Source organism: Rhizobium metallidurans, assembly GCF_014196505.1.
Lineage (GTDB): Bacteria > Pseudomonadota > Alphaproteobacteria > Rhizobiales > Rhizobiaceae > Rhizobium > Rhizobium metallidurans.
Window position 1 is genome coordinate 25410 of sequence record NZ_JACIDW010000019.1, and the last position, 24945, is coordinate 50354.

Genomic DNA, 24945 nt, shown 5'->3' on the forward strand with positions numbered 1-24945 from the left:
CTCAGACGGGGTCGAGATCGCCCCTCGCCCATTCCGCTTCCGTCTCCGCCATGAAATCGGCGAAGCGGCCTTCGGCGATCGCCTTGCGGATGCCCTGCATCAGTTCCTGGTAATAGGAGAGGTTGTTCCAAGAGAGCAGCATACCGCCCAGCGCCTCGTTGGAGCGCACGAGGTGGTGCAGATAGGCCCGCGAATAGTCGCGCGTCGCCGGGCAGTTCGACTGCTCGTCGAGCGGGCGCATATCCTCGGCATGGCGCGCATTGCGGATGTTGACCTTGCCGCGGCGGGTAAAGGCCAGGCCGTGACGGCCCGAGCGGGTCGGCATCACGCAGTCGAACATGTCGATCCCGCGCGCCACCGAGCGGAGGATATCCTCGGGCGTACCGACGCCCATGAGATAGCGCGGCTTTGCGGTCGGCAGGACCGGCAGAGTCTCCTCGAGCATCTTCAGCATCACCGCCTGCGGCTCGCCGACGGCAAGGCCGCCGACCGCGTAGCCCTTGAGGTCGAGATCGGCGAGCGCTGCCGCGGACCGCACGCGCAGTGCCGGAATATCGCCGCCCTGCACGATGCCGAACATAGCCTTGCCCGGCTGGTTGCCGAAGGCCACCTTGCAGCGTTCGGCCCAGCGCAGCGACATCTCCATGGCGCGCTCGATCTCGCGCGGCTCGGCCGGCAGCGCCACGCATTCGTCGAGCTGCATCTGGATATCGCTGTCGAGCAGCCCCTGGATTTCGATCGAGCGCTCCGGCGACATGTGGTGCAGGCTGCCGTCGACATGGCTCTTGAAGGTCACGCCCTGCTCGTCGAGCTTGCGCAGGCCCGAGAGCGACATGACCTGGAAGCCGCCGCTGTCGGTGAGGATCGGCCCATCCCAGCGGATCAGCTTGTGCAGGCCGCCAAGCCTGGCGACGCGCTCGGCCGTGGGGCGCAGCATCAGGTGATAGGTATTGCCGAGAATGATGTCGGCGCCGCCCTCGCGCACCTGGTCGAGATACATCGCCTTGACGGTGCCGACGGTGCCGACGGGCATGAAGGCCGGCGTGCGGATCGCGCCGCGCGGCATGGAAACTTCGCCGAGGCGCGCGCCGCCATCGGTCTTCTTGAGGGTGAACTGGAAGTTCTCGGTCATCTAGTCTTTCCGGAAAAGAAGGCTGGAATCGCCATAGGAATAGAAGCGGTAGCCTGTCGAAATGGCATGGTCATAGGCCGCGTGCATGGTCTCCAGGCCGGCGAAGGCCGAGACCAGCATGAACAGCGTCGAGCGCGGCAGGTGGAAGTTGGTCATCAGCGCGTCAACCGCCCTGAAGCGGTAGCCCGGCGTGATGAAGATGCCGGTGGCGCCCGCCCAGCCGCGGATCTCGCCGCTGTTCTGCGCCGCACTTTCGATCAGCCTGAGCGACGTGGTGCCGACGCACACGATCCGCCCGCCCCTCGCTTTCACGGCATTCAGCCTGGCGGCTGTCTCGTCGCTGACATAGCCGCTTTCGAGATGCATCTTGTGATCGTCGGTGTCGTCGACCTTCATCGGCAGGAAGGTGCCGGCGCCGACATGCAGCGTCACGAAATGCCGCTCGATGCCGGCCTTGTCGAGTGCCGCGAAAAGCTCCGGCGTGAAATGCAGCCCGGCGGTGGGCGCGGCGACGGCGCCGTCCTCGCGGGCATAAATGGTCTGGTAGTCGGCGCGATCGCGCTCGTCCTCGGCGCGCTTGGCGGCGATATAGGGCGGCAGCGGAATATGGCCGACGGAATGGATGACCTCGTCGAGCGCCGGGCCCGACAGATCGAAGGCCAGCGTCACCTCGCCGCCCTCGCCTTTCTCTTCAACGGTGCAGTCGAGCGCGCCGAGCAGGCAGCTTTCGCCACTATCGCCGAAGGCGATCCGGTCACCGACCTTGATGCGCTTGCCCGGCTTCGCGAATGCCTTCCAGCGATTGGCGCCGACCCGCATGTGCAGCGTCGCCGAAACCTGCTGGCCGCCCGCACCCTCGCGGTGGCGGATACCTTCGAGCTGCGCCGGAATGACCTTGGTGTCGTTGAACACGAGCGCATCGCCCGGCTTCAGGAACGACGGCAGGTCGGACACACGGTGATCGGAGAGTTGCGCTTCGCGGTGCGGGTCGACGACCAGCAGGCGCGCGCTGTCGCGCGGCTCGGCGGGCCGCAGAGCGATCCGTTCATCGGGAAGCTCGAAGTCGAAAAGGTCTACGCGCATGAAGGCAGTTCCGGGAAGGCTGGTCCAGGCAAAGCGAAACCCGCCCCGCGCTCTCGCGCAAGGGCGGGTTTCAGCAGAAATCACAATCAGACGTCGGCGGCAACCCGCATCGAGACGATCGAATCCGGATCGACGACCGGTTCGCCCTTCTTGATCTTGTCGACGTTGTCCATGCCTTCGATGACCTGGCCCCAGACGGAATACTGCTTGTTCAGCCACGGAGCGTCGGTGAAGCAGATGAAGAACTGCGAGTTGGCGGAGTTCGGGTTCTGCGAACGGGCCATCGAGCAGGTGCCGCGGATGTGGCTGACGGCCGAGAACTCGGCCTTGAGGTCCGGCTTTTCGGAGCCGCCCATGCCGGCACGGCCCGGGTTGAAGCTCTCGCCGCCCTTCTTGCCGAACTTCACGTCGCCGGTCTGCGCCATGAAGTCGTTGATGACGCGGTGGAACACGACGCCGTCATAGGCCTTCTCGCGCGCGAGTTCCTTGATGCGGGCCACGTGCTCGGGCGCGACTTCGGGCAGAAGCTGGATGACGACCTTGCCCTTGGTGGTTTCCAGGATGATGGTGTTTTCCGGATCCTTGATCTCAGCCATTCTTATTCTCCTACTGGTCTTGAAACTTACTTCTTGGCGATGGTGACCTTAACCATGCGGTCGGGATCGCTGACTTCGCCGTTCTGGCCTTCGCCCTTCTTGATCTTGTCGACGTTCTCCATGCCGGAGATCACCTTGCCGACAACCGTGTACTGGCCGTTCAGGAAGGAGCCGTCAGCGAACATGATGAAGAACTGCGAGTTGGCCGAATTCGGGTCCTGCGAACGCGCCATGCCGACCGTGCCGCGCACGAATGGCGTCTTGGAGAACTCGGCCTGAATGTCAGGCATATCCGAACCGCCGGTGCCGACCTGGTTCTTGTCGAAGCCCTTTTCCATGTTGCCATACTGCACGTCGCCGGTCTGCGCCATGAAGCCGTCGATGACGCGGTGGAAGGCAACGTTGTCGTAGGCGCCCTTCTTGGCCAGCGCCTCGATCTGGGCGACATGCTTCGGCGCGACGTCGGGCGCGAGTTCGATCACGACGGGTCCGCTCTTCAGCTCGATCGTCATCGTGTCGGCGGCGAAAGCGTCGCCAACGAACGAAGCGAGATAGAGCACGCCGGCAAATGCAATATAAAACAGTTTCATGTGAGCTCCGTTGCGGCGAATTCGCCTAGGATTTGCGCTTGGATTGAAGGGCTTTCAAGACGGCGGCAGGCACGAAAGCACTGACATCGCCTCCCATGCCCGCGATTTGCCGGACCAATGTGGCGGTTATGGGCCGCGAGGCCGTGCCGGCGGGCAGAAAAACGGTCTGGATATCGGGCGCCATCTGCCTGTTCATCCCCGCCATCTGCATTTCGTAATCGAGATCGGTGCCATCTCTCAGGCCCCGGATCAGAAGGGCCGCGCCATGCGCTCGGGCGGCATCGACGACGAGATTGTCGAAGGACACCACCGACACATCCGACGTCCGCTCCGGCAGCGCCTCGGCCAGCGACCGACGGATGAGCTCGCCCTTCTCCTCGAACGAAAAGAGCGGCGTCTTGCCCGGATGAATGCCGATCGCCACGATCACCTTCGACGCCACGTTCAGCGCCTGCACGAGCACGTCAACATGTCCGTTCGTGATCGGGTCGAAAGACCCCGGATAGAAAGCTGTCGTCATTGGCCCCGGCCATTTGTTTCGACGCCTTTTGTCACGGATAGGCCCTTGCCGCAAGTCATTTGCCCCAGATGCCGGCCCCGCGCGACAGGGCGCGGCGGACGACTGAATGCCGGATGAACGACCCATTCAAGGCCGCTTCAGCCGCGATCCTTATAACAGGATGCATCAACGCCGCCGATGCCGTCAGGGATCGGTTCACCTCTGGAAACCCGAGATGCTCATCCTCCTTGTCATCACATCAGTCGCCCTCTCCTTCGCCGCCGAATTTCTCTACGCCTACATCATGGAGATGCGCGACGGTGCGTGGGTGCGCCGCGACGTCAGGGAACATCACGAGATCGTGCGCGTTATGGGTCGCGTCTCCTTTAAACCGATTAGAGAAGACGCATAAACCGATTTAGGAAGATGAACGCCAGATGAACGAGGCATTCAAAGAGGCTTCAGATCGGCGTTGGTAAACGACTTGTCAATGTCCTGCGGAACCAAATCCAAACGGACGCGTTCTTTCAATCGAAGCGTTGCGCAAATAGGCGCTACAAGGAAGATAAATATGCCAAACAAGATTACCATGATTAACGCGGTATGGATGGTAATGATGACGGGTATGCTTGCAGCAACTGTTGCGCTTTATGATCAGAAGGTAGAAACGTCCAAAGTATACGGCCCTTACGCATCGGCCCGCACCTCCGTTGTGAGCCAATACTGAGGGACGTGAAAGCAAAATCCTGGAGGATTGCTTATGTTCACGATCTTGACTGTGCTTACCGCCCTTATCAGCATCATGTTTATCGTATCTGTGGCATCGACCGTGACCGCCCTGCGGCGCGAAACCGAGGAAGATAAGAGACTGCATGGAAAGCATAGCGTCTTCTGATCGGCCCTGAGCAGCCCGACAGCTGAATTACGAAAGGCCGAGCGTGTCCCAGCGCTCGGCCTTTTCGTTTCTTGAACGCGACGAGCGGCCGAATTTCGATGAACGGCCGGGAAGATTATTGTGTGATCCGCCTGACCATGATCACGTCGTCGATCTCGCGACCGCCTTCCATCACGCTTCCGGGGACCAGCCCCGCCTGTACGAACCCCGCGTTCCGGTAAAAGCCGATCGCGGCCGGATTTTCAGCGCTGGCGGTCAATTCAAGCTGGCGGATACCCTGCTGCCGGGCGTGGTTCACGAGATGGTCGAGCAGCGCGCGCGCCAGGCCGGTACCACGCTTGTCCCGGCGCACATAGACCATCACGATCGTCGCGCGATGCGCCATCTTGCTTGCCCGCTGCCTGATCAGTCCCATGATCGCCACGGGTTCCTCGCCGTCGAAAGCAAGAAAGACGGCGTCGGCAAGCAGTCGCCGCCGCCACTCCTCGTCGGCAAGCTCCGCCCAATCCTCGAAACTGCTGGCGAAAGCGGCCGGCTCCATGCGGAGCGCCTCGAGCCGGATGCGCTTGAACGCCTCGACATCGTCCGCGCCCAAAATCCTGATCATGCCCGCCTCCGAAACGGCTTCCCGATCGATCAGATCGACGTCAGCGTCCAGTCGACGATCTCGGTGGTGACGCTGGCAAAGGCGCGGTCAAGCGCCTTGACGAAGGCCTCGTTCGAGCCGCCGCCGGTCGGCACCGTCTGCGAAAACACCTTCTGCCCCCGGACCGAGCCATTGCGATCGTTGACGATTTTGGCCGAGATCTCGACGACGGCCTGGCTGCCGCCACCTGTGCGGATCTCGAAGGCGCGGATGTCGGTGATCACCTGATAGTCGATCGCCAGCCCCTGGCCGGGAACGCCGACACCGCCGACCTTGCCGGAATTCTCATAGGCCTCGACGAGCTTGGCCTGAACCATGCGCGGCAGCTTGTCGCTCCACTGCGCCTTGGCAAGATACTGGATCTCCGAAGACGAGACCTTGATGACGATCTGCTCGCTGTTCAGCGCCTGCAGCGCCGTCGGCTGCTGCACCAGGATCTGGCGCCCCTTCGCCGAAGGTCCCGCGCCGCTTGTCGGCGCCGAGAGATCATAGGTATCGTTCTTGGCCGCTGTCCCGCAGCCGGCCAGCGTAGCGGCCAGCAACGGCATGGCGATCATGCTTTTCATGAGCCACGAGCGAGACACCACTATATCCGACACAGCCATATGCTGACTTCCCCTGTTAACGCCTGGTCCGGCCGTCATACTGCTTGACCGTGTCCCCGCCGAAGATCAACCGCTGCGGGTCCTTGTCGAAATTGCTGATCGCATCGTTCAAATTCTGCACTGTCAGGCGCGCGTCGTTGACCAGCGCCTGGACGTTCTGCAGGCCGCCGCTCGAGAACTTCTGCAGATTGTCGGCGATAGGTCCGATGCGGCTGTTGAGATTGTCCGCCACCTTCTTGAAGGATTCCAGCGTGTCGCGCGCCTGCGTGAACATCGACTGCGTGCTGTCGTCGCCGAGCAGCTTGTCGACCTTCACCAGAATGCCGTCGACGCGGGTCGATGCGGCGTTCAGCTTGTTGGCCATCTCGGTGACGTTCTGGATCGTCGAATCGACGTCTCTGCGGCGCGCGTTCACGGTATCGGCGACATCCTTGATCGAGGCGACCGCCGCGCGGGCATCCTTGGTCGTCTGCGCGATATCGTCGATGGAACCCCTGACCTTGGCCGGATCGATCTGCGCCACCAGCGTGTCGACCTTGTCGAGCGTCGCCTGCGCCTTCTTGCCGAAGTCGTTGTAGGTGGTTGCCGTCTCCTCGAATTTCTGGATGGCGTCCTTCAGGCCGCCGGACGCGTCTGCCACATTGCGGCTCACCGTTTCCGCATTGGACAGGATCGTGTCAATCTTCTTGGCATCCACAGTCTTCACCAGCGATTCAATGGCCGCGAGCGTCGAGTCGACGCGGCCGGAGACGTTGCGCACGGTGTCTGACAACTGGCCCACGCTCTGCAGGAAGCTGTCGATATTGCCGGAATTCTTGGCCAGCGCGTCCGAGAAGGTCTCGGCGTTCTGCAGCGTTTTCGTCAACGGTCCACGGGCATCCTTGACGAAGCCCTGAACCTGGCCGACGGCGTCGTTGGCACGCTCGAGAATCTTGTCGGCCGTGGACAAAAGGTTGGTGACGCTCGACTGGTCGGCGACGATGACCGCGCGCTTGCCGGTCTCGGAGGCCGCCTGCAGGATGTTCTTCTCCCCGACGCGGCCGCCCGACAGCTCGACATAGGCAGCCCCCGTAAGGCCCTGGATCTCGAGGACCGCCTTGGTGGTCGGGTAGATCGGCGCATCGACACGCACTTCGGTGAAGGCGAGCGAGAACTGCGGATCATCGGCGTCGATAGACAGCGACTGCACCGAACCCACCTGGATGCCGTTGAAGCGCACCGGCGAGCCGACGCTCAACCCGTTCGCCGAGCCCGGAATGCGCACGATAAGCTCGGCCATCGGTCCGCCGCGGCCGTACTGGGCCATCCAGTAAACGAAGCCGAAGGCAGCCGCGATGACCAGAACCGTAAAGAAGCCGACGATTGTGTAGTTCGCTTTGGTTTCCATCTTATCCGCTCACTTCCCGCGGCTATCTTGCGCCAGCCTGATGTCGGCTGATGCGTGGCCATTCTGCGGCACGATCGAACGCGCGCGCTTGCCCTTGAAATAAGCCTGAACCCAGGGGTCGTCATAGGCCAGCATGTCTTCGATCGTTCCCTCGACCATCACCTTCTTCTTGCCAAGCACCGCGATACGGTCGCAAACCGAAAACAGGCTGTCGAGGTCGTGCGTCACCATGTAGACGGTCAGACCGAGCGTGTCGCGCAACTTGGCGATGAGGTCGTCGAATTCCGACGCGCCGATCGGATCGAGGCCGGAGGTCGGCTCGTCGAGAAACACCAGTTCCGGATCGAGCGCCAGTGCCCGCGCCAATGCGGCACGCTTGATCATCCCGCCGGAGAGCTCCGAAGGATATTTGTCGGCCGCGTCCGGCGCCAGGCCCACCAGCCTGATCTTCAGATGCGCCAGTTCGTCCATCAGCGCCGGCGGCAGGTCGAGATATTCGCGCATCGGAACCTGGATGTTCTCCTTCACCGTCAGCGACGAGAACAGCGCGCCTTGTTGGAAGAGCACGCCGAGGCGCATGTCGAGCGCATTGCGCTGCGGCTCGTCGAGCTCGTCGAAGTCCTGGCCGAGGATCTTGATCTGCCCGGAGCGGCGCGGCAGCAGGCGCAGCACCGTGCGCATCAGCACCGACTTGCCCGTCCCCGACGCGCCGACGAAGCCGAGGATCTCGCCCTTGTAGATATTGAGGTTCAGATTATCGAGAACGATCTTCGACCCGAAGCCAACAGTGACGTCGCGCGCTGAAAGCACGATGTCCCGCCCTGCCTCGTCCTTGGTCGTCGTTTGCTGCTCGTCCACGCAAAATCCCTAAAAATTAATAGCTGCATAGAACATGGCGAACAGCCCGTCCATGAGAATGACCACGAAGATCGCCTTCACCACGGCCGCCGTCACGTGCTGGCCGAGCGATTCGGCGCTGCCCCCTACCTTTAAGCCCTCGACGGCGGCGACGATACCGATAACCAGCGCCATGAACGGCGCCTTGATCATCCCCGACAGCACGGTCGACAGCGTGATCGCCTCGTGCAGGCGCGCGATGAAGTTGGCGAAGGTGATTCCCGAATAGGCCCAGGCGACGACGGCGGCGCCGAACAGCGAGGCGAAATTGGCGAGCACGCTCAGAAGCGGCAGCGCCACGGTCAGCGCCACCAGTCGCGGAAAGATCAGGACGCCGATCGGGTTCAGGCCCATGACCTTCAGCGCGTCCACCTCCTCGCGCATCTTCATCGAGCCGATTTCGGCCGTGATCGCGCTGCCGGAACGGCCGGCGATCATGATCGCGGTCAAAAGCACGCCGATTTCGCGCAATTGCAGAATGCCGACGAGATCGACGACGAACACCTCGGCGCCGAAATAGCGCAGCTGGAAAGCGCCCTGCTGGGCGATGATCGCGCCGATCAGGAACGACATCAAAAGGATGATCGGCACGGCGCGAACGCCCATATGGTCGATCTGGTTGACGATCGACGCTGGCGAAACGCCGCTGCCGCGACCGAATTTCATCTGCGCGCCGCGCACCGCCGATCCGAGGATGTACATCGCCGCCGCGAGGTTGTTCCACAGGTCGTACATCATCCGGCCGATCGGAGCGAAAATCCGTTCCGGCAGCGAAAGCGGCGGAACCTGCTCCACCTCGGGCTTCGGCCGGTCCTCGGAAAACGATTCGAGCAGTTCGTCGATATGCGGATTGCTGCCCTCGATCGTCATCGTGCCGCCGGCACTCTCGACCTGCTTCCTCAGCCGGCAGAGCAGCCAGACGCCGGCCGTGTCGATATCGGTGATTCCCGAGAGATCGATCGTCAGGTTCCCGCCCTTGCGGGCCGAAAGCTTGTCGAAATCCTTGAGAACGAGATGTATGTTGGCGCTTCGCCAATTGCCTTCGAGATGCACGAGTGTATCCGAACCCTGTGCTTGGTCGTCCACGTGCAGTGAGGCGGCGTTACGGTTCTCGGACTTCAAAATGCTTGTGTCTCTCAAGGCTTACGGCGACATTGCCGACTCGCGAACACAGGTCCGCAGCGTTGAGCCAATATAACGATGCCGCACCAGATTTCCATGCTTGCAGGATTGCATTTATGCCACGGTCACTTGAAATTCAGACGGACTCATTTCCAATCGCGGGTACATTCACGATCTCGCGCGGCACGAAGACCAGCGCCGAGGTGATCGTCTGCGCGGTTGGCGAGCACGGTTTCTCGGGCAGAGGTGAGTGCGTGCCCTATCGCCGCTACGGCGAGACGATGGAAAGCGTCGGCGCGCAGATCGAAGCCTCCCGCCCGCTGATCGAGGCAGGCCTCTCGCGCGCCGATCTGCAGCACGCCATGCCGCCCGGCGCCGCCCGTAACGCCGTGGATTGCGCCCTATGGGACCTCGAAGCCAAGCAAACCGGCACGTCGGTCGCGGCCATGCTCGGCCTGGCCGCGCCGCATTCGCTGACCACCGCTTTCACGATCTCCCTCGGCGAGCCCGAGGTGATGGCCGAGCACGCCCGCGCCAACGCGGCGCGTGCCCTGCTCAAGGTCAAGGTCGGCACGGGAGACGACGAGAGCCGCATCCGCGCGGTTCGTGCGGCCGCGCCCGATGCCGCGATCATTCTCGACGCCAACGAAGGATGGCCGGAGGATCGCCTCGCCCACCATCTGCGGATCGCCGCCGAATGCGGCGTGGCGCTGGTCGAGCAGCCGCTGCCGGCCGGCCGGGACGAACTGCTTGCCGACATCGACCGCCCGATCCTTGTTTGCGCCGATGAGAGCGTCCACCATACCGGCGATCTCGCCAGCCTGCGCGACCGCTACGACGCCATCAACATCAAGCTCGACAAGACCGGTGGTTTGACCGAGGCCCTGGCGATGAAGCGCGAAGCCGAGCGGCTCGATTTCCGCATCATGCTCGGCTGCATGGTCGGAACCTCGCTTGCCATGGCGCCGGCCGTACTCCTTGCCCAGGATGTCGCCTTCGTCGATCTCGACGGACCGCTGCTTCTCGCCCGCGATCGCGAGCCGGGCCTGCGCTATGCCGGCTCGCTCGTCTTTCCGCCCGAATCCGCGCTCTGGGGCTGAAGATAATAGGCGACGATGATCAGTCCGAGCCCCAGCACCGCCGTAAGCGCCATGACGTAGTAGCTCGCCAGGCCGAGCAGCGCGTAGATGTAGCCGGAGGCGATGGTCATCAGCCCCATGAACATGCCGTTGTAGAAGAAATACGCGCCCTGCGCCGACGATTCCTGCGCCGCCTGCACCGAGGCGATGATGCGCCGCTGCACGCCGGTATGAACGAAGGCATAGCTGAAAGCGTGCAGGCACTGCAGCAGGAAGAAACCGACGAAGCCCCATTGCATCGGAAACAGCAGCCAGCGGCAGACACAGATGGCGGCGCCGACGCGGATCAGTGTCCAGGCGTCGAAATAGCGGCAGATCCTCTTTGACTGGAAGAACACGGTGACCTCGGCGGCGACCCCCGCGCTCCACAGCACCGCGATCTCGGTGCCGGAAAATCCGAGATCACGCCAATAGATCGTGGCGAAGACATAAAGCAGCGCATGGCTCGATTGCTGGATGGCGACGCCGATGAGCAGCACCAGCAAATGCGGCTGCCGAAGCGAACTGCCGGTTGCCTGCTGCAGATCGACAGGCGTACCGCGCCGCCGCGTCGGCCCGATGCGCGGACAGTAGACCGCCATCACCATGGTCATCAGGAAGCCGAAGATCATCACGGGCAGAACCATCTGCCCGCCCCAGTTTCCGATCAGCCGGCCGCCGACCAGCGTCGAGGCGATGAAGGCGATCGAGCCCCAGACCCGCATCGAGCCGTAGTCGAAACCCCAGCGCCGCACGCCCGAGATGACGATCGATTCGACCACGGGCACATAGGGAGAAAACGTCGCGCCCTGGATCGTGTAGACGATCAGCACCGGCCAGAAGGTGTCGGTCCAGTAGAGCGCGATCGCCGTCAGGAGCGACAGGCCGCCGGAAAACACCAGCACGTCGGCGCGTTCCTTCATCCTGTCGGCATACATCGCGACGACGGGCGCCACGAGAACGCGTACCACCATCGGCACGGCCAGAATGATGCCGATTTCACGATCGCTGAAATCGTGCATCGCCAGCCAGATGGGGAAAAACGGCAGCGCGACACCGTTCACGAGCAGTGGCGCGCAGTAGGACAAAGCGCTCAGCAGCCGGAAATGGGCTGGCGCGGCCTCGGTGAAGGAGGCTTTCGTGGCGGGAATCATCGGTGTGACCTGAAAGGAACCTGTGCGTTGCCTAACATGTCACCGTAAGCGCGACCAAGGCGAGAAAAGGTCGCCCCAAACCGATTTCAAAAATAAGCCGAAGCTGTCGCGAAACGGCAACGGCAGCACCCGCACAATTCCGTTTCGCAACAGCGAGATGTCAGCAGGTTAAGCTGCCTGCTGCGCCGGCTCGCGCTTGCGATGATCTTCGAGCGCCAGCGGCGCCGGAGCCAGGGCGCCACCCATGGTGCGCCATTCGATGAGTTCGAAGGTGCCGTCTTCGTGTTCGGCGATCGCCGTGCAGCTCTCGACCCAGTCGCCGGTGTTGATGTAGCGCACGCCGTCCATGTCTTCCATGACGGCATGGTGGATGTGGCCGCAGATCACGCCGTCGGCGCCGCTCTTGCGGGCTTCCTCGGCCACGACCTTCTGGAACTCGCCAATGAAGTTGACCGCGTGCTTGACCTGCAGCTTCGCCCAGGCCGAGAACGACCAGTACGGCATGCCGAGCTTGCGGCGGACGGCGGCGAGCCCGATATTGATCATGATCGCCATGTCGTAGGCCCAGTCGCCGAGATAGGCGAGCAGGCGGGCATTGCGCACGACGACGTCGAATTCGTCGCCGTGCAGCACCAGATACTTCTTGCCGTCGGCCGCTTCGTGCATCATCCGCTCGGCCACCTCGATGCCGCCGAAGTGCATGCCGGGGAAGTCGCGCAGGAATTCGTCGTGATTGCCGGGGATGTAGATGATGCGCGTTCCCTTGCGCGCCTTGCGCAGCAGCTTCTGGATCACGTCGTTGCATTCCTGCGGCCAGTACCAGCTGCGCTTCAGGCGCCAGCCGTCGACGATGTCTCCCACGAGAAAGATCGTGTCGGCTTCATGGTACTTCAGAAAGTCGATCAGGAAGTCGGCTTTCGCGGCTTTCGAGCCGAGATGCACGTCGGAAATAAAGAGCGTACGGAAGTGGCGGGTATCCATATTGTCCTTCACAAGCATCCTGCCCGTGCCCCATGCTTCATCTGTGCCCCTGAAAACCAGACTCGTGTTTCAGGATGATGACACGAACGTGATCGGCGGCCCTTGCGGACCAATCGGCGGCATCACGCGGGCGCGGTTCGACATTTGCGCAATTTTTGAGAAGACGAACCGAAATTCCCGCTGTTACCGCCTTTCGATTGATGTATTGAAAGCGCTCCAATGAAAGCATGTGCGGCAGCCCGGAGCATTACGATGGATCACAGCGACAAACCGAAGACGGACAACAAGGCGGCAGGCGGCAGCCTCGATGAACAGGCGTTGTTCTTCCACCGTTATCCCCGTCCCGGCAAGATCGAGATCCAGGCCATCAAGCCGCTCGGCAACCAGCGCGATCTGGCGCTCGCCTATTCGCCGGGCGTCGCCGCCCCCTGTCTTGCCATCCGCGACAATCCGGAAACGGCCGCCGACTATACGTCTCGCGCCAACCTGGTTGCCGTGATCTCCAACGGCACCGCCGTTCTCGGCCTCGGCAATATCGGCCCGCTGGCCTCCAAGCCGGTCATGGAAGGCAAGGCCGTCCTCTTCAAGAAGTTCGCCAACATCGACGTCTTCGACATCGAGGTCGACGCATCGACCGTCGACCATATGGTCTCGACCGTCGCCTCGCTGGAGCCGACCTTCGGCGGCATCAATCTCGAGGACATCAAGGCGCCGGAATGTTTCGAGATCGAACGCCAGCTGCGCGAGAAGATGAAGATCCCGGTTTTCCATGACGACCAGCATGGCACCGCCATCATCGTCGCCGCCGCGATCCTGAACGGCCTGGAACTCGCCGGCAAGAAGATCGAGGAGGTGAAGATCGTCGCCTCCGGCGCCGGTGCCGCGGCCCTTGCCTGCCTCAATCTGCTGGTCACCCTCGGCGCCAAGCGCGAAAACATCTGGGTTCACGACCTCGAGGGCCTCGTCTACGAAGGCCGCGTCGAGCTCATGGACGAATGGAAGAGCGTCTATGCGCAGAAGAGCGACACGCGCACGCTCGCCGAAAACATCGGCGGCGCCGACGTCTTCCTCGGCCTGTCCGCCGCCGGCGTCCTGAAGCCGGAGCTCCTGGCGCAGATGGCGGATAAGCCGCTCATCATGGCGCTCGCCAATCCGAACCCCGAAATCATGCCCGATCTCGCCCGCGCCGCCCGCCCGGACGCAATGATCTGCACAGGCCGCTCGGACTTCCCGAACCAGGTCAACAACGTTCTCTGCTTCCCCTACATCTTCCGCGGCGCGCTCGATTGCGGCGCCGTCACGATCAACGAGGAAATGAAGATGGCCGCCGTGCGCGCCATCGCCGCGCTCGCGCGCGAGGAGCCGTCCGATGTCGCCGCCCGCGCCTACTCGGATGAAACGCCGATCTTCGGTCCCAACTACCTGATCCCCTCGCCCTTCGATCCGCGGCTCATCCTGCGCATCGCCCCCGCCGTCGCCAAGGCCGCGGCCGACAGTGGCGTGGCACTGCGCCCGATCACCGATTTCGATGCCTATCTCGACCAGCTAAACCGCTTCGTCTTCCGCTCCGGCTTCGTCATGAAGCCGATCTTCGCGGCCGCGAAGAATGCCGACAAGAAGCGCGTCATCTTCTCCGAAGGCGAAGACGAGCGCGTGCTGCGCGCCGCCCAGGTCCTGCTCGAGGAAGGCATCGCCAAGCCGATCCTGATCGGCCGTCCGCAGGTCATCGAAACACGTCTGCAGCGCTACGGCCTGCGCATCCGTCCGCTGGCGGATTTTGACGTCATCAATCCCGAGGACGATCCGCGCTTCCGCGAATATGTCGAGCTCTATTTGTCGCTGGTCGGCCGCCGCGGCGTCATCCCGGAAGCCGCCCGCACCATCGTTCGCACCAACACCACCGTCATCGGCGCGCTGGCGCTGAAGCGTGGCGAGGCGGATGCGCTGATCTGCGGTCTCGAAGGCCGCTATGAGAAGCACCTGCGCGATGTCCGCCTGATCGTCGGCAAGCGCCCGAATGTCCGCGATTTCTCGGCGCTCAGCCTGCTGATCTCGCAGCGTGGCGCCACCTTCTTCACCGACACCTACGTCACGTTCAACCCGACGGCCGAGGAAGTGGCGGAATCCGCCGTTCTCGCCGCCGAGGAAATCAAGCGCTTCGGCATCACGCCGCGCGCCGCCCTGGTCTCGCATTCGAACTTCGGCTCGCGTGAATCCGAGAGCGCCACCAAGATGCGCGACGCCCTGCAGCTCGTGCGCGAGACCGCGCCCGATCTCGAGGTCGATGGCGAAATGCATGGCGAGAGCGCGATTTCCGAAACGCTGCGCAAGCGCGTCATGCCCAACACGACGCTGCACGACGAAGCCAACCTGCTGGTCTTCCCGAACCTCGATGCGGCCAACATCACCCTTGGCGTCGTCAAGTCGATGATCGATGGCCTGCATGTCGGCCCGATCCTGCTCGGCGCGGCCATGCCCGCCCATATCCTGGCGCCATCGGTCACCTCGCGCGGTGTCGTCAACATGGCCGCGCTCGCGGTCGTCGAGGCATCGCAACCCGCCTGATTTGGCGGCCCGATTTGGCCCGCGCGGATGTGTACCGGCGTGATTTGCCTTGAGCGCCGGAAATGCGTTAGGCTTTGAGCGGCAGCTTGTTAAGACAAGCAGGTTATATCGAAGGGCGGGCCATGGTCCGCCCTTCGCCATTCGGTATTTGCTCACTGACGGGACGATGCCTTGATCCGCCTCAATATGGCCGCAGCATTTCTGATTGCCCTATCCGCCCCCGCCTATGCGCAGATGGCGCCGATCTGCGGCCAATTGCGCGCTCGTCTCGCCACCGTACCCGAGACGATCGGCGGCAACTCGCCCGAGGTCCGCAGGTTCGCCAGCGCCATCGCTGAGCAGAACATCGAGCTTCGCAAATTGCGCAGCGACCTGCGCCGCAACGGCTGCAGCAGCGGCAGCATGGTGATCATCGGCGGCGACAATGCCGGCTATTGCGGCGAGCTCGAGCAGGCCGAAGCGAAGATGCTCGACAACATCGCCGACCTGCAGATGCGCCGAGACCAGCTGCGCGCGCAAAGCCCGGACGCCCGCCTGCGCAACGAGCTGTTCGCGGCTCTCGATGAAAACAACTGCAATGCGCCGATGCAGCAGTATGACGAGCCGCAATATGCGAGCCCGCCCAGCATCGACGATCAGGCCATGCGCGATGACACCTTCATTCCGCTCGGTGGCGAGCGGCAGCGCTCCTACACGTTCTCGCCGAGTGGCCAGCCACTCTCCAATCTGAATACGGTCTGCGTGCGCACCTGCGACGGCGGCTTCTTCCCGCTCCGCTCGAACGCCACCTCCTTCGATTTCGCCCGCGACGCCAGCACCTGCCAGCAGATGTGCCCCGGCATCCAGACGGAGCTCTTTTATCGCGACGTCTCCAGCGGCGAGACGGACAGCATGATCTCGGCCTCGTCTGGTGCTCCCTATAGCGCCATGCCGTATGCCTTCGCCTACAAGAACCGCAAACCCGGCGAGACGTCGTCCTGCAGCTGCAATCTGCCCGCCTATTACGAACAGATGCGCCGCAACCAGCAGGTCGGCGAGCCTCCGCCACAGCAGAGTTCGATCACGTCGATCGAAACCCCGAAACCCGCCATCGCCAAGCCCGAGAGCAACGCGACGCCGCAACAGCCGGCGCCACCGCCCCAGCCGCAGGTCCCCGATCGTCCCTACGATCCGACAGCCGGCAAGGTGCGCCAGGTGGGCCCACAGTTCCTTGCCGGCGACCGGGGTACGATCGACCTCAAGAACCCCGCCATGCCGGGCGCGCAGCAGCAACAGCCGCCGGCACCGGCGCCGAAGCGGTAGGGGCCTCGCCGGCTACACGCCCCCGCCCCAGCGATCCGCGAACACCAGCTCGTCCAGCGGCAGCCGCTGCCGCCATCCCTTCACGGCGAGTTCGGGCTCCTCGTAAAGCCGGTCGACATAGCCGACGCAGAGCCAGGCGACGATCTCGATCCGCTCAGGTACGCCGAGCGCGCGTTTCAGATCCCTTTCGTGGAAGATGCTGACCCAGCCGACGCCGACGCCTTCGGCACGCGCCGCAAGCCACAGGTTCTGGATGGCGCAGACGGTGGAGTAGGAATCCATCCGACTATTGTGCGTCCGCCCCAGCACCACCTCGCCGCAGCGATCCGGATCGCAGGTCACGCAGATGCCGACGGGCGCGGTGCGAATGCCCTCCAGCTTCAGGGCGCGGTAGGCCTGCTGACGCTCGCCGGAAAACATCTCCACGGCCTCGGCATTGGCCTTGGCGAAGGCCTCCCACACGGCCGATCGCACGGCCTCGTCGCGCACCACGATGAAATTCCACGGCTGCATGAAGCCGACCGAAGGCGCGTGATGGGCAGCCGCGAGAAGCCGCCCGATGACGTCTTCCGGTACCGGATCAGGCAGAAATTCCGATCGCACGTCTCGTCTGGTCTCTATGGCTCTATAAACGGCGTCGCGCTCGCTCGCCGAAAAGGCACCGGCGCTCGTGAGAGAGCCAGATTGGTCTGGTCGCATCGTCAATCCCCAACAACACAACCGGCCGCTGTCCAGGCGGTCAGTCTATGGATGTCGGGCCGGTCTTCTGACTTGGCGTCATCCGTCTGCGGCACCTTCCCGGCAAATCGCCAGTGGCATCAAGCGGCAGACGTCGGCCTTACAGCGTTGGGCACGTTCCGGTCTTGCACCGAATTCCCGATTCTCCCGCAAGCGCGGGCACCCGACGCGCCACCTATGCCGACAAACCGCGCACTATGCAATCGCTCAGGTCTCGACCGGGAAATATCGGACATAGGCGAACGTGTCACCGTCAGGTGACCAGTTCGGAACATTGATCGACCCCTGCCCGCCGAAGAGCGTAAACAGCGTCGTCAGGTTGCTGCCATCCATATCCATGATCCGCATCCGCACATGCTTGTCGCGCGGGTGATCGAAGACATCGGGATCGTAGGAGATGAGCACGACCTTGTCGTTCCTGGGCGATGGATGCGCGAACCAGTTGCCGTAATCGTCGTGCGTCACCTGCTCGACGCCGGTTCCATCAGGGCGGATGCGCCAGATCTGCATCAGGCCGGTGCGGCTGGAATTGAAGTAGATCCAGCGTCCGTCGGCCGAGTAATCCGGCCCGTCATTGCGCCCCTCGCCATGCGTCAGCCGCCGTTCCTCGCCGCCTGTGACGTCGATCGTGTAGATGTCGAAGACGTCGTCGCGAATGCCGCAATAGGCGAGTTCCTTCCCGTCGGGCGACCAGCCGTGCCAGTAGGAGGGATGATTGGTGGTCACCAGTTGTGGCGTGCCGCCATCGATCGGCAGCGTGTAGATCGCCGATTTGCCGAACTCGATCTTGTCGGAAATGACGATCCTCGTGCCATCGGGCGAAATCCCGTGGTCGTTGTTGCAGGCCGTCGCGAAACCGGTATCGACCTTCTCCACCTTCGCCGATCCGTCGAGCGCCAGCCGGTAGAGCAAGCCTTCGTCGTTGAGCAGCAGATAGCTTCCATCAGGGGCGTAATTGGGCGCTTCCACCAGCCTCTCGGTCTGCCAGATCACACGGGTCTCGCCCGTCTTGACGTTGTGGATCTCGACGGAACTGCGCATGCAAACCTCCTCTTACGCGAACACCTTGAAGACCTACGACAGCTAAATCGGGCGCGCAAGGATCGCGCGGTCGCGGCGCCGCCCGGCCCTGCCGCCGTGTCCATCTGGCCCGGGACAACCGTGCGTCGAGAAGTTTGTGATCAAAAAAACGTTAAGGCCGGGAAACAACCATGGTTCATCTGGCGTTCATGACAAAGATGTGACAGTTCGATGACATTATCATGACGCTGGAGTTCCGCCATTGATCGCGCAAGTTTTAAGGTCCGGAGCGGCAATGCGCGAGGCGGTGCTCTATGGTGGCGTCGGCTCCCAAACCCGTCCATCCATCCTGCGCGGCTCGATCACGGTCGCCCTGACGGCGGTGATGGCGCTGCTCGCGACGTTCTCTGTCGAAGTGATCTCGCGCGGCGGCGTCACCGATGTCGGCACCTTCCTGACGTCGATGGCACGTCCGGGAATGACGACGGTCGTCATGTTGACGGTCGTGATGCTGTGCGTCGATGCGGCGCTCGGGCGACGTTTCCTCTCGGCGCTGGTGGTCCTGCCCCTCGTGCTGGTGCCGGCGCTCATATCCAACCAGAAACAGCATTATCTCTCCGATCCGCTCTATCCCTCGGACATGCTGTTCGGCCGCCAGATCCTCGAACTGCTTCCCGTCATGGTACGCGACCGGCCGATGACGGCGGTGGCGGTGGCCGTCGGCATTCTGCTCTCGGTCACCGGTCTCCTGCTTGCCTGGCGCCATGCCTGGCGCCGCCTGCCGAAGATGACAAGCCGCAATCGCATCCGTAATCTCTGCCTGACGGTTCCCGTCATCGCCGCCTTCGGCTCGCTGATGGATTACTCGCAGTATTCCTATATTCGCGACCGCCTGCAGGTCGTGCCGATGATGTGGGATCAGAAAGAGAACTACCGCAGCAACGGCTTCATCCTCGCCTTCATCTTCAACATTCCCATGGCCGACGTCGCCTCGCCCACTGGCTTTGGCACGCAGGCGCTCGACGCGATCCCGTCGCGCAATTACGGCTACATCAAGGGCCCGAGCGACAAGCCCGACGTGATCATGCTGATGAGCGAATCCTTCTGGGATCCGACGCGCCTGAAGACGCTGGAGTTCCAACAGGACCCGATGCCGACCATTCGCGCCGCGCAGTCCGGCCACGTCTTCTCGCCGGAATTCGGCGGCATGACCTCGAATGTCGAATTCGAGGCGCTGACCGGCTTCTCCAACGCCTTCCTGCCCTATGGCAGCATCCCCTACCAGCAGTATATCCGCAACGACGTCCCGTCGCTGGCCACCTTCTTCCGTGGCGAAGGCTATGCCGCCCGCGCGCTCCACCCGTTCAGCGGCTGGTTCTGGAACCGCAACGAGGTCTACAAGAATTTCGGCTTCGAGGAGTTCCGCACCGAGGAAACCATGCCGGCCATGGAAAAGCGCGGTATCTTCGCTTCCGACGACAGCCTGATGCGAGAGATCATGCAGGAGGCCGACGGGCTCGATCAGCCCTTCTTCTTCTTCGGCGTCACCTTGCAGGGACATGGACCCTATGAGGCCAACCGCTATGCCAGCAACACGGTCGACATCACCGGCAGCCTGACCGACGCCGACCGCGCGACGCTTGGCACCTATACCCAGGGCATCAAGGAGGCCGACGACAGCTTCAGGATGCTGACCGAATGGGCGTCCAGGCGTGATCGCGAGACCATCATCGTGCTCTGGGGCGATCATCTGCCGCCGCTTGGAAGCGTCTATACCAACACCGGCTACATGCCCGATCAGGTCGCGACCCGCCGCGCCTCCGTCGATGTCATGAAGCAGGAACACGAGACGCCGCTGGTCATCTGGTCGAACAGAAAGGGCGTCAAGCAGGATGTGGGCACCATCAGCCCGTCGCAGCTGCCCTATCACCTGCTGAAATTCGCCGGCTACGAGCACCCCTTCTACACCGGCTTTCTCGGCCGCGTGCAGAAGAAATACCCGGTCGTCGACCGCTACCAGCTGATCGCCCGCGACAACACCGCTTCCCCCGACTGGATCCGAGACGCCAAGACCGTCGATCCGCTGGTGCGCGACTACCGCTACCTGCAATACGACGTCATGTTCGGCAAGGGGCAGAGCATCGAGCGCTTCTTCCCGCAGCACGCCTGGCTGAAGGCCGAGGGCACCTGAGCGCGGCATCCGCGCATCTTGCTGCATTGCATTCCTGGCGCAGAACGGAATACTCCCCACCAACACAAGTTGATCGGGAGTCGCGCCATGAACAATCTCTCCAGTCTGGTCCACCTGCATTTCGACAAATCCGCCAACGAACTCGGCGACATCGAAAAGCGCGTGCTGGCGAAGGCGCATGCGCGCAAGGTCATCTCGACGGATATCAACGCCGCCCTTAGCGCCGAATCCTCATTCGGCGAGCGGATGGCGGACAACATCGCCCGCATCGGCGGCTCCTGGGCCTTCATCACCACCTTCCTGGTCTTTCTGGCCGTCTGGTGCGTGGTCAACACCATCATTCTCGCCACCGGTGCCTTCGACCCCTACCCCTTCATCTTCCTCAATCTCGTCCTCTCCATGGTCGCCGCCATCCAGGCGCCGATCATCATGATGTCGCAGAACCGGCAGGCCGAGCGCGACCGCTTCGAGGCCGCCAAGGACTACGAGGTCAACCTGAAGGCCGAGCTGGAAGTGCTGTCGCTGCACCAGAAGATCGACATGCAGGTGATGACCGAAATCGCCGCCCTGCGCGAGGATATCGCCAAGCTCACCCGCAAGCTTGGCGATTGACATCCGGGTGAGCGAAAATTTAGCCGGCCACAGGCACGGCGCGTCATTTCCGTACACTCCGATATCTCACGGGTACACGCATGGGGTTTATTAGGTAAGTAAAAATTAAGACGGACAAATGTATCCTTCGGTTGTCTTCGCCGCGGCAAGGATCATCGCAAGGAGTGCAGTGCATGAGGAATGCCCGACGTCTTCTCGCCAATCGGCAGGGCGCAGCCGCGATCGAGTTCGCCATCGTTGCCCCGGTCTTCCTGCTCGTTCTTCTCACCCTGATCGCCTACGGCATCTACCTGAGCGCCGCCCATGCGCTGCAGCAGCTGACGGCGGACGCGGCGCGCACGGCGGTGGCCGGCCTGTCGGAGCAGGAACGCGCCCAGCTCGTCAACAATTACATCGCGCTGTCGACCCTCAACGACCCGCTGATCGACCGCAAGAAACTTCAGGTCACCGTCGCCACCGACCCCACGAACGCCAACCAGTTCACGGTCACGACGGAGTATGATGCCAGCGCGCTACCGATCTGGAATCTCTATACATTTCCACTTCCAGACACAAAGATTCGCCGCTTCGCCACCATCCGCATGGGGGGTATATGAAAGCAGGCGTTAGGCGATATCTGGCGGGCCTCTGCGTCCGCCGGGATGGCAATATCGCGATCATGGCCGCGCTCAGCGCGCCCTTGATCATCTCGACGCTGGCGCTCGGCATAGATTTCGGCGCGATGACGCTGCAACAGCGCCGCCTGCAGCAATTGAGCGACATCGGCGCCATCGTCGCGGCCTCCGACATCAACAACGCCGCCGGCAATCTGGTGACGAACTTCCAGCAGAACGGCCTGAACGTCGCCGTAAAGTCAGGCGTCGCTTACGCAACATCATCCGGAACGAAATTGTTGAACGCCGCCCAACTCGGCACTTTCGACGCCGTCGTCCAGTACACGCCAGGGATTTATCTCGCCGATCCCACCGTGCCGCCGGAACAGCGCTTCGTGGCCGGCACCCAGCCCTACGATGCCGTCAAGGTTGCGATCCAGCAGAAGGCGCAGTTGACCTTCGCCGCCGCCATCATCCCGCCCCCGACGCTGAGCGCCACGGGAACGGCGTCCGCCTCCAAGCTCGCCGCCTTCTCGGTCGGCTCGCGCCTCGCAAGCCTCAACGGCGGCCTGCTCAACGCCATTCTCGGTGGCTTGCTCGGCACGACGGTGTCGCTGAAGGCGGTGGATTACGACGCGCTCGCCTCAGCCAACATCGACCTCCTGTCCTATCTCGATCTTCTCGCGACCAGGCTAAATCTCACCGCCGGCACCTATGAGGAACTGCTGGCGACCGACATCTCCTATCCGCGCCTGCTCGACACGCTGGCTGCCACGCAAGGGCTGACGCCATCGGTCAGCAAGGCGATCACCTCGCTGTCGAAGGGGCTCGGCACCACGCAGATCAAGGTCAAGCTGCAGAACCTGCTCAGCCTCGGTTCCGTCGGCGAGCGGATGATCGGCTCCGGATCGCACCTGCTGCTCGAGGCCAGCGCGCTCGATATCATTTCGGCAAGCGCCTTCGCCGCCAACCAGGGAAAGCAGGTCGGGGTCAATCTCGCCGGTACCGTTCCGGGGCTGACCAGCGTCACGCTGAAGATCGCGATCGGCGAACGCCCCAAGGGGATCGCGTCGAATGCCATCGGCACGACGGGATCTGCCGTCAGGACGGCGCAGATCCGCATTGCCATCGAAGCCGGCGTGACCGGGCTCAGCGCCATCGCCGGCATCAAGCTGCGCGTGCCGCTCTATGTCGAGGCCGCTTACGCGGAAGCCAAGCTCGCGAACTTCGCCTGCCTCGGCGGCGGCCCGAAAAGCGCCAGCATCGGCGTCGACGTCGTGCCTGGCGTCGCCGAAATCGCGCTCGGCGACGTCGACCCGACCGCCATGGCCAATTTCGGAACCAAGCCCCGCGTCACATCAGCCACCATCATCGACGCGCTGCTCCTCAAGGTGAACGCGCTCGCCGACATCAACCTGACCAATACCAGCAAGACACGGCTGACATTCCAGCCGAACGACATCACCAACAAGACGATCAAGAACGTCTCGACCAGGGATACGCTCACCTCCGCCGTGCAGTCGCTGATCGCGGGCACCGACATCCAGATCCAGCTGCTGGTGCTGACGCTCGGGACCAACAAGGCGGTGATGCAGGCGATCGCCGATACGCTGTCGAGCGTCACCGCTCCGCTCGACGAGGTCCTCTACAACACGCTGCTGATGCTCGGCATCAAGATCGGCGAGGCCGATGTGCGCTTCACCGATGCGCGGTGCCAGCAATCCGTGCTGGTGCAATGAAAAAGCCCGGCACGATGGCCGGGCTCCTTCAATTCATGATCGTCAGCCAGCTAGACTAGCCCTCAGCCGTTGACGGCCATCCGCTTCTCGTCGCGGCCGCTCTTCATCCGCTCGGAGAGCAGGAAGGCGAGCTCGAGCGCCTGGTCGGCATTGAGACGCGGGTCGCAATGCGTGTGGTAGCGGTCGTGCAGGTCTTCCGCCGTCACGGCGCGCGCGCCGCCCGTGCATTCCGTTACGTCCTTGCCGGTCATCTCGATGTGGATGCCGCCTGGATGCGAGCCTTCCGCACGATGGATCTGGAAGAAGCTTTCGACTTCCGACAGGATCCGCTCGAAGGGCCGCGTCTTGTAGTGGTTGAGCGTGATCGTGTTGCCGTGCATCGGATCGCAAGACCAGACGACCTTGCGGCCTTCCTTCTCGACAGCGCGGATGAGGCGCGGCAGATGCTCGGCGACCTTGTCGTGGCCGAAGCGGCAGATCAGCGTCAGACGACCGGCTTCGTTCTGAGGGTTCAGAACGTCGATCAGGTTCAACAGATCGTCCGCCTGCAGCGTCGGGCCGCACTTCAGGCCGATCGGGTTCTTGATCCCGCGGCAGTATTCCACATGCGCGTGATCGAGCTGGCGCGTACGGTCGCCGATCCAGATCATGTGGCCAGACGTGGCGTACCAGTCGCCCGAGGTGGAGTCGACGCGCGTCAGCGCTTCTTCATAGCCAAGCAGCAGCGCTTCATGGCTGGTGAAGAAATCGGTCTCGCGCAGGCTCGGCTGGTTCTCGGCGGTGATGCCGATCGCCTTCATGAAATCCATCGTCTCGCTGATGCGATCCGCCAGCTTGCGATAGCGCTCGCCCTGCGGGCTGTCCTTGATGAAGCCGAGCATCCACTGATGCACGTTCTCGAGGTTGGCATAGCCACCCATCGCGAAGGCGCGCAGAAGGTTCAGCGTCGCGGCCGACTGGCGGTACGCCATGGCCTGGCGTTCCGGATTCGGAATGCGCGCTTCCTCGGTGAACTCGATGCCGTTGATGATGTCGCCACGGTAGCTCGGCAGCGACACGCCATCGAGCGTTTCGATGCCCGACGAGCGCGGCTTGGCGAACTGACCGGCGATACGGCCGACCTTGACGACGGGAAGCTGGGCGCCGTAGGTCAGGACGACAGCCATCTGCAGGAAGGCGCGGAAGAAGTCGCGGATATTGTCCGCGCCGTGTTCCGCGAAGCTTTCGGCGCAATCGCCACCCTGCAAGAGGAAGCCGTTACCTTCGGCCACATTGGCAAGATGCTTTTTCAGACGACGCGCCTCGCCTGCGAAAACGAGCGGAGGATACGACGCCAGCTGGGCTTCCGTCGCCGCAACTGCTGCCTGATCCGGATAGTCCGGAACCTGCTGGATCGGTTTTTGCCGCCAACTGTTCGGAGTCCAATTCTGTGCCATCTCGTTCACCTGTCTCAGTATCCGGTACCGGCCGGATATCCCGT

Annotated in this window: 24 protein-coding genes and 1 riboswitch; of the genes, 9 read left to right on the top strand and 15 right to left on the bottom strand. The window is 62.8% G+C overall.

Translation table 11 applies throughout. The annotated features are described in order from the left end of the window. Position 1: 1 nt before the first annotated feature. From tgt to coaD, 5 genes are all read right to left on the bottom strand, one after another. Positions 2–1132: a tRNA guanosine(34) transglycosylase Tgt gene (tgt, locus tag GGQ67_RS20885; RefSeq protein WP_183902056.1), complete on the bottom strand. Its 1131-nt coding sequence runs from the start codon at positions 1130–1132 to the stop codon at positions 2–4. Beyond that, positions 1133–2215 carry a tRNA preQ1(34) S-adenosylmethionine ribosyltransferase-isomerase QueA gene (queA, locus tag GGQ67_RS20890; RefSeq protein WP_183902057.1) on the bottom strand — a complete coding sequence of 361 codons (1083 nt, stop codon included), beginning with the start codon at positions 2213–2215 and terminating at the stop codon, positions 1133–1135. 86 nt (positions 2216–2301) lie between these two features. Beyond that, positions 2302–2811, bottom strand: coding sequence for a peptidylprolyl isomerase (locus GGQ67_RS20895; RefSeq protein WP_183902058.1), 510 nt, complete (start codon positions 2809–2811; stop codon positions 2302–2304). Between the two features lie 26 nt (positions 2812–2837). After that, positions 2838–3401 carry a peptidylprolyl isomerase gene (locus GGQ67_RS20900; RefSeq protein ID WP_183902059.1) on the bottom strand — a complete coding sequence of 188 codons (564 nt, stop codon included), beginning with the start codon at positions 3399–3401 and terminating at the stop codon, positions 2838–2840. A 25-nt stretch (positions 3402–3426) separates the two neighbouring features. After that, a complete protein-coding gene (coaD, locus tag GGQ67_RS20905; RefSeq protein WP_183902060.1) occupies positions 3427–3921 on the bottom strand; it encodes a pantetheine-phosphate adenylyltransferase in 495 nt (164 codons plus the stop codon). 214 nt (positions 3922–4135) lie between these two features. On the opposite strand from coaD, the gene GGQ67_RS20910 reads away from it, so the two are divergent. Together GGQ67_RS20910 and GGQ67_RS20915 are read left to right on the top strand one after the other, a co-directional pair. Then, a complete protein-coding gene (locus GGQ67_RS20910) occupies positions 4136–4312 on the top strand; it encodes a hypothetical protein (protein ID WP_183902061.1) in 177 nt (58 codons plus the stop codon). A 159-nt stretch (positions 4313–4471) separates the two neighbouring features. Further along, on the top strand, positions 4472–4627 hold the full coding sequence (locus GGQ67_RS20915; RefSeq protein ID WP_183902062.1) for a hypothetical protein: 156 nt from the start codon (positions 4472–4474) through the stop codon (positions 4625–4627). Between the two features lie 283 nt (positions 4628–4910). Here the strand turns inward: GGQ67_RS20915 and GGQ67_RS20920 are convergent, their stop codons facing one another. The 5 genes from GGQ67_RS20920 to GGQ67_RS20940 are packed head-to-tail and all read right to left on the bottom strand — an operon-like array spanning position 4911 to position 9470. Then, entirely contained in the window at positions 4911–5402 is a 492-nt protein-coding gene (locus GGQ67_RS20920) for a GNAT family N-acetyltransferase (RefSeq protein ID WP_183902063.1), read from the bottom strand. Positions 5403–5431: 29 nt separating this feature from the next. Beyond that, positions 5432–6046 (bottom strand): ABC-type transport auxiliary lipoprotein family protein, encoded by a 615-nt coding sequence (locus GGQ67_RS20925; RefSeq protein ID WP_183902064.1) that lies wholly within the window; start codon positions 6044–6046, stop codon positions 5432–5434. Positions 6047–6062: 16 nt separating this feature from the next. Further along, positions 6063–7433: an MlaD family protein gene (locus tag GGQ67_RS20930; RefSeq protein WP_183902065.1), complete on the bottom strand. Its 1371-nt coding sequence runs from the start codon at positions 7431–7433 to the stop codon at positions 6063–6065. Positions 7434–7442: 9 nt separating this feature from the next. Continuing rightward, positions 7443–8291 (bottom strand): ABC transporter ATP-binding protein, encoded by an 849-nt coding sequence (locus GGQ67_RS20935; protein WP_183902066.1) that lies wholly within the window; start codon positions 8289–8291, stop codon positions 7443–7445. Between the two features lie 9 nt (positions 8292–8300). Next, positions 8301–9470 (bottom strand): MlaE family lipid ABC transporter permease subunit, encoded by a 1170-nt coding sequence (locus GGQ67_RS20940; protein ID WP_183902067.1) that lies wholly within the window; start codon positions 9468–9470, stop codon positions 8301–8303. A 98-nt stretch (positions 9471–9568) separates the two neighbouring features. On the opposite strand from GGQ67_RS20940, the gene dgcA reads away from it, so the two are divergent. Next, positions 9569–10552: an N-acetyl-D-Glu racemase DgcA gene (gene dgcA / locus GGQ67_RS20945; protein WP_183902068.1), complete on the top strand. Its 984-nt coding sequence runs from the start codon at positions 9569–9571 to the stop codon at positions 10550–10552. Here dgcA and GGQ67_RS20950 read toward each other — a convergent pair. Then, on the bottom strand, positions 10504–11724 hold the full coding sequence (locus GGQ67_RS20950; protein ID WP_183902069.1) for an MFS transporter: 1221 nt from the start codon (positions 11722–11724) through the stop codon (positions 10504–10506). The genes dgcA and GGQ67_RS20950 overlap by 49 nt on opposite strands. 168 nt (positions 11725–11892) lie before the next feature. Then, positions 11893–12705 (bottom strand): UDP-2,3-diacylglucosamine diphosphatase, encoded by an 813-nt coding sequence (locus GGQ67_RS20955; protein WP_183902114.1) that lies wholly within the window; start codon positions 12703–12705, stop codon positions 11893–11895. 252 nt (positions 12706–12957) lie between these two features. Between GGQ67_RS20955 and GGQ67_RS20960 the strand changes: the two genes are divergently transcribed. Continuing rightward, the gene (locus GGQ67_RS20960; protein ID WP_183902070.1) at positions 12958–15270 is read left to right on the top strand and encodes an NADP-dependent malic enzyme; all 2313 of its coding nucleotides are present in this window, start codon (positions 12958–12960) and stop codon (positions 15268–15270) included. A 171-nt stretch (positions 15271–15441) separates the two neighbouring features. Continuing rightward, entirely contained in the window at positions 15442–16572 is a 1131-nt protein-coding gene (locus GGQ67_RS20965; protein WP_183902071.1) for a DUF2865 domain-containing protein, read from the top strand. A gap of 12 nt (positions 16573–16584) precedes the next feature. Here GGQ67_RS20965 and bluB read toward each other — a convergent pair whose 3' ends face one another. After that, positions 16585–17271 carry a 5,6-dimethylbenzimidazole synthase gene (bluB, locus tag GGQ67_RS20970; protein WP_183902072.1) on the bottom strand — a complete coding sequence of 229 codons (687 nt, stop codon included), beginning with the start codon at positions 17269–17271 and terminating at the stop codon, positions 16585–16587. Positions 17272–17311: 40 nt separating this feature from the next. Next, positions 17312–17492, bottom strand: a riboswitch (cobalamin riboswitch). Positions 17493–17517: 25 nt separating this feature from the next. After that, entirely contained in the window at positions 17518–18351 is an 834-nt protein-coding gene (locus tag GGQ67_RS20975) for a TolB family protein (RefSeq protein ID WP_183902073.1), read from the bottom strand. 274 nt (positions 18352–18625) lie between these two features. On the opposite strand from GGQ67_RS20975, the gene GGQ67_RS20980 reads away from it, so the two are divergent. From GGQ67_RS20980 to GGQ67_RS20995, 4 genes are all read left to right on the top strand, one after another. Continuing rightward, a complete protein-coding gene (locus tag GGQ67_RS20980) occupies positions 18626–20521 on the top strand; it encodes an LTA synthase family protein (protein ID WP_246400256.1) in 1896 nt (631 codons plus the stop codon). An 87-nt stretch (positions 20522–20608) separates the two neighbouring features. Beyond that, a complete protein-coding gene (locus GGQ67_RS20985; protein ID WP_183902075.1) occupies positions 20609–21133 on the top strand; it encodes a DUF1003 domain-containing protein in 525 nt (174 codons plus the stop codon). 173 nt (positions 21134–21306) lie between these two features. After that, the gene (locus tag GGQ67_RS20990) at positions 21307–21729 is read left to right on the top strand and encodes a TadE/TadG family type IV pilus assembly protein (RefSeq protein WP_018902358.1); all 423 of its coding nucleotides are present in this window, start codon (positions 21307–21309) and stop codon (positions 21727–21729) included. Next, entirely contained in the window at positions 21726–23465 is a 1740-nt protein-coding gene (locus GGQ67_RS20995) for a pilus assembly protein TadG-related protein (RefSeq protein WP_183902076.1), read from the top strand. Before GGQ67_RS20990 ends, GGQ67_RS20995 begins: the two co-directional genes overlap by 4 nt. 62 nt (positions 23466–23527) lie before the next feature. On the opposite strand, the gene GGQ67_RS21000 is transcribed toward GGQ67_RS20995, so the two are convergent. After that, a complete protein-coding gene (locus GGQ67_RS21000) occupies positions 23528–24901 on the bottom strand; it encodes a class II 3-deoxy-7-phosphoheptulonate synthase (RefSeq protein ID WP_018902356.1) in 1374 nt (457 codons plus the stop codon). Between the last annotated feature and the right edge of the window lie 44 nt (positions 24902–24945).

Coding starts and splice junctions, on each gene's coding strand:
- GGQ67_RS21000 (WP_018902356.1), bottom strand. CDS start 24,901: ATGGCACAGAATTGGACTCCGAACAGTTGGCGGCAAAAACCGATCCAG.
- GGQ67_RS20895 (WP_183902058.1), bottom strand. CDS start 2,811: ATGGCTGAGATCAAGGATCCGGAAAACACCATCATCCTGGAAACCACC.
- tgt (WP_183902056.1), bottom strand. CDS start 1,132: ATGACCGAGAACTTCCAGTTCACCCTCAAGAAGACCGATGGCGGCGCG.
- GGQ67_RS20920 (WP_183902063.1), bottom strand. CDS start 5,402: ATGATCAGGATTTTGGGCGCGGACGATGTCGAGGCGTTCAAGCGCATC.
- GGQ67_RS20955 (WP_183902114.1), bottom strand. CDS start 12,705: ATGGATACCCGCCACTTCCGTACGCTCTTTATTTCCGACGTGCATCTC.
- dgcA (WP_183902068.1), top strand. CDS start 9,569: ATGCCACGGTCACTTGAAATTCAGACGGACTCATTTCCAATCGCGGGT.
- GGQ67_RS20925 (WP_183902064.1), bottom strand. CDS start 6,046: ATGGCTGTGTCGGATATAGTGGTGTCTCGCTCGTGGCTCATGAAAAGC.
- GGQ67_RS20915 (WP_183902062.1), top strand. CDS start 4,472: ATGCCAAACAAGATTACCATGATTAACGCGGTATGGATGGTAATGATG.
- GGQ67_RS20950 (WP_183902069.1), bottom strand. CDS start 11,724: ATGATTCCCGCCACGAAAGCCTCCTTCACCGAGGCCGCGCCAGCCCAT.
- GGQ67_RS20990 (WP_018902358.1), top strand. CDS start 21,307: ATGAGGAATGCCCGACGTCTTCTCGCCAATCGGCAGGGCGCAGCCGCG.
- GGQ67_RS20900 (WP_183902059.1), bottom strand. CDS start 3,401: ATGAAACTGTTTTATATTGCATTTGCCGGCGTGCTCTATCTCGCTTCG.
- GGQ67_RS20910 (WP_183902061.1), top strand. CDS start 4,136: ATGCTCATCCTCCTTGTCATCACATCAGTCGCCCTCTCCTTCGCCGCC.
- GGQ67_RS20995 (WP_183902076.1), top strand. CDS start 21,726: ATGAAAGCAGGCGTTAGGCGATATCTGGCGGGCCTCTGCGTCCGCCGG.
- queA (WP_183902057.1), bottom strand. CDS start 2,215: ATGCGCGTAGACCTTTTCGACTTCGAGCTTCCCGATGAACGGATCGCT.
- GGQ67_RS20960 (WP_183902070.1), top strand. CDS start 12,958: ATGGATCACAGCGACAAACCGAAGACGGACAACAAGGCGGCAGGCGGC.
- GGQ67_RS20930 (WP_183902065.1), bottom strand. CDS start 7,433: ATGGAAACCAAAGCGAACTACACAATCGTCGGCTTCTTTACGGTTCTG.
- coaD (WP_183902060.1), bottom strand. CDS start 3,921: ATGACGACAGCTTTCTATCCGGGGTCTTTCGACCCGATCACGAACGGA.
- GGQ67_RS20985 (WP_183902075.1), top strand. CDS start 20,609: ATGAACAATCTCTCCAGTCTGGTCCACCTGCATTTCGACAAATCCGCC.
- bluB (WP_183902072.1), bottom strand. CDS start 17,271: ATGCGACCAGACCAATCTGGCTCTCTCACGAGCGCCGGTGCCTTTTCG.
- GGQ67_RS20975 (WP_183902073.1), bottom strand. CDS start 18,351: ATGCGCAGTTCCGTCGAGATCCACAACGTCAAGACGGGCGAGACCCGT.
- GGQ67_RS20980 (WP_246400256.1), top strand. CDS start 18,626: ATGCGCGAGGCGGTGCTCTATGGTGGCGTCGGCTCCCAAACCCGTCCA.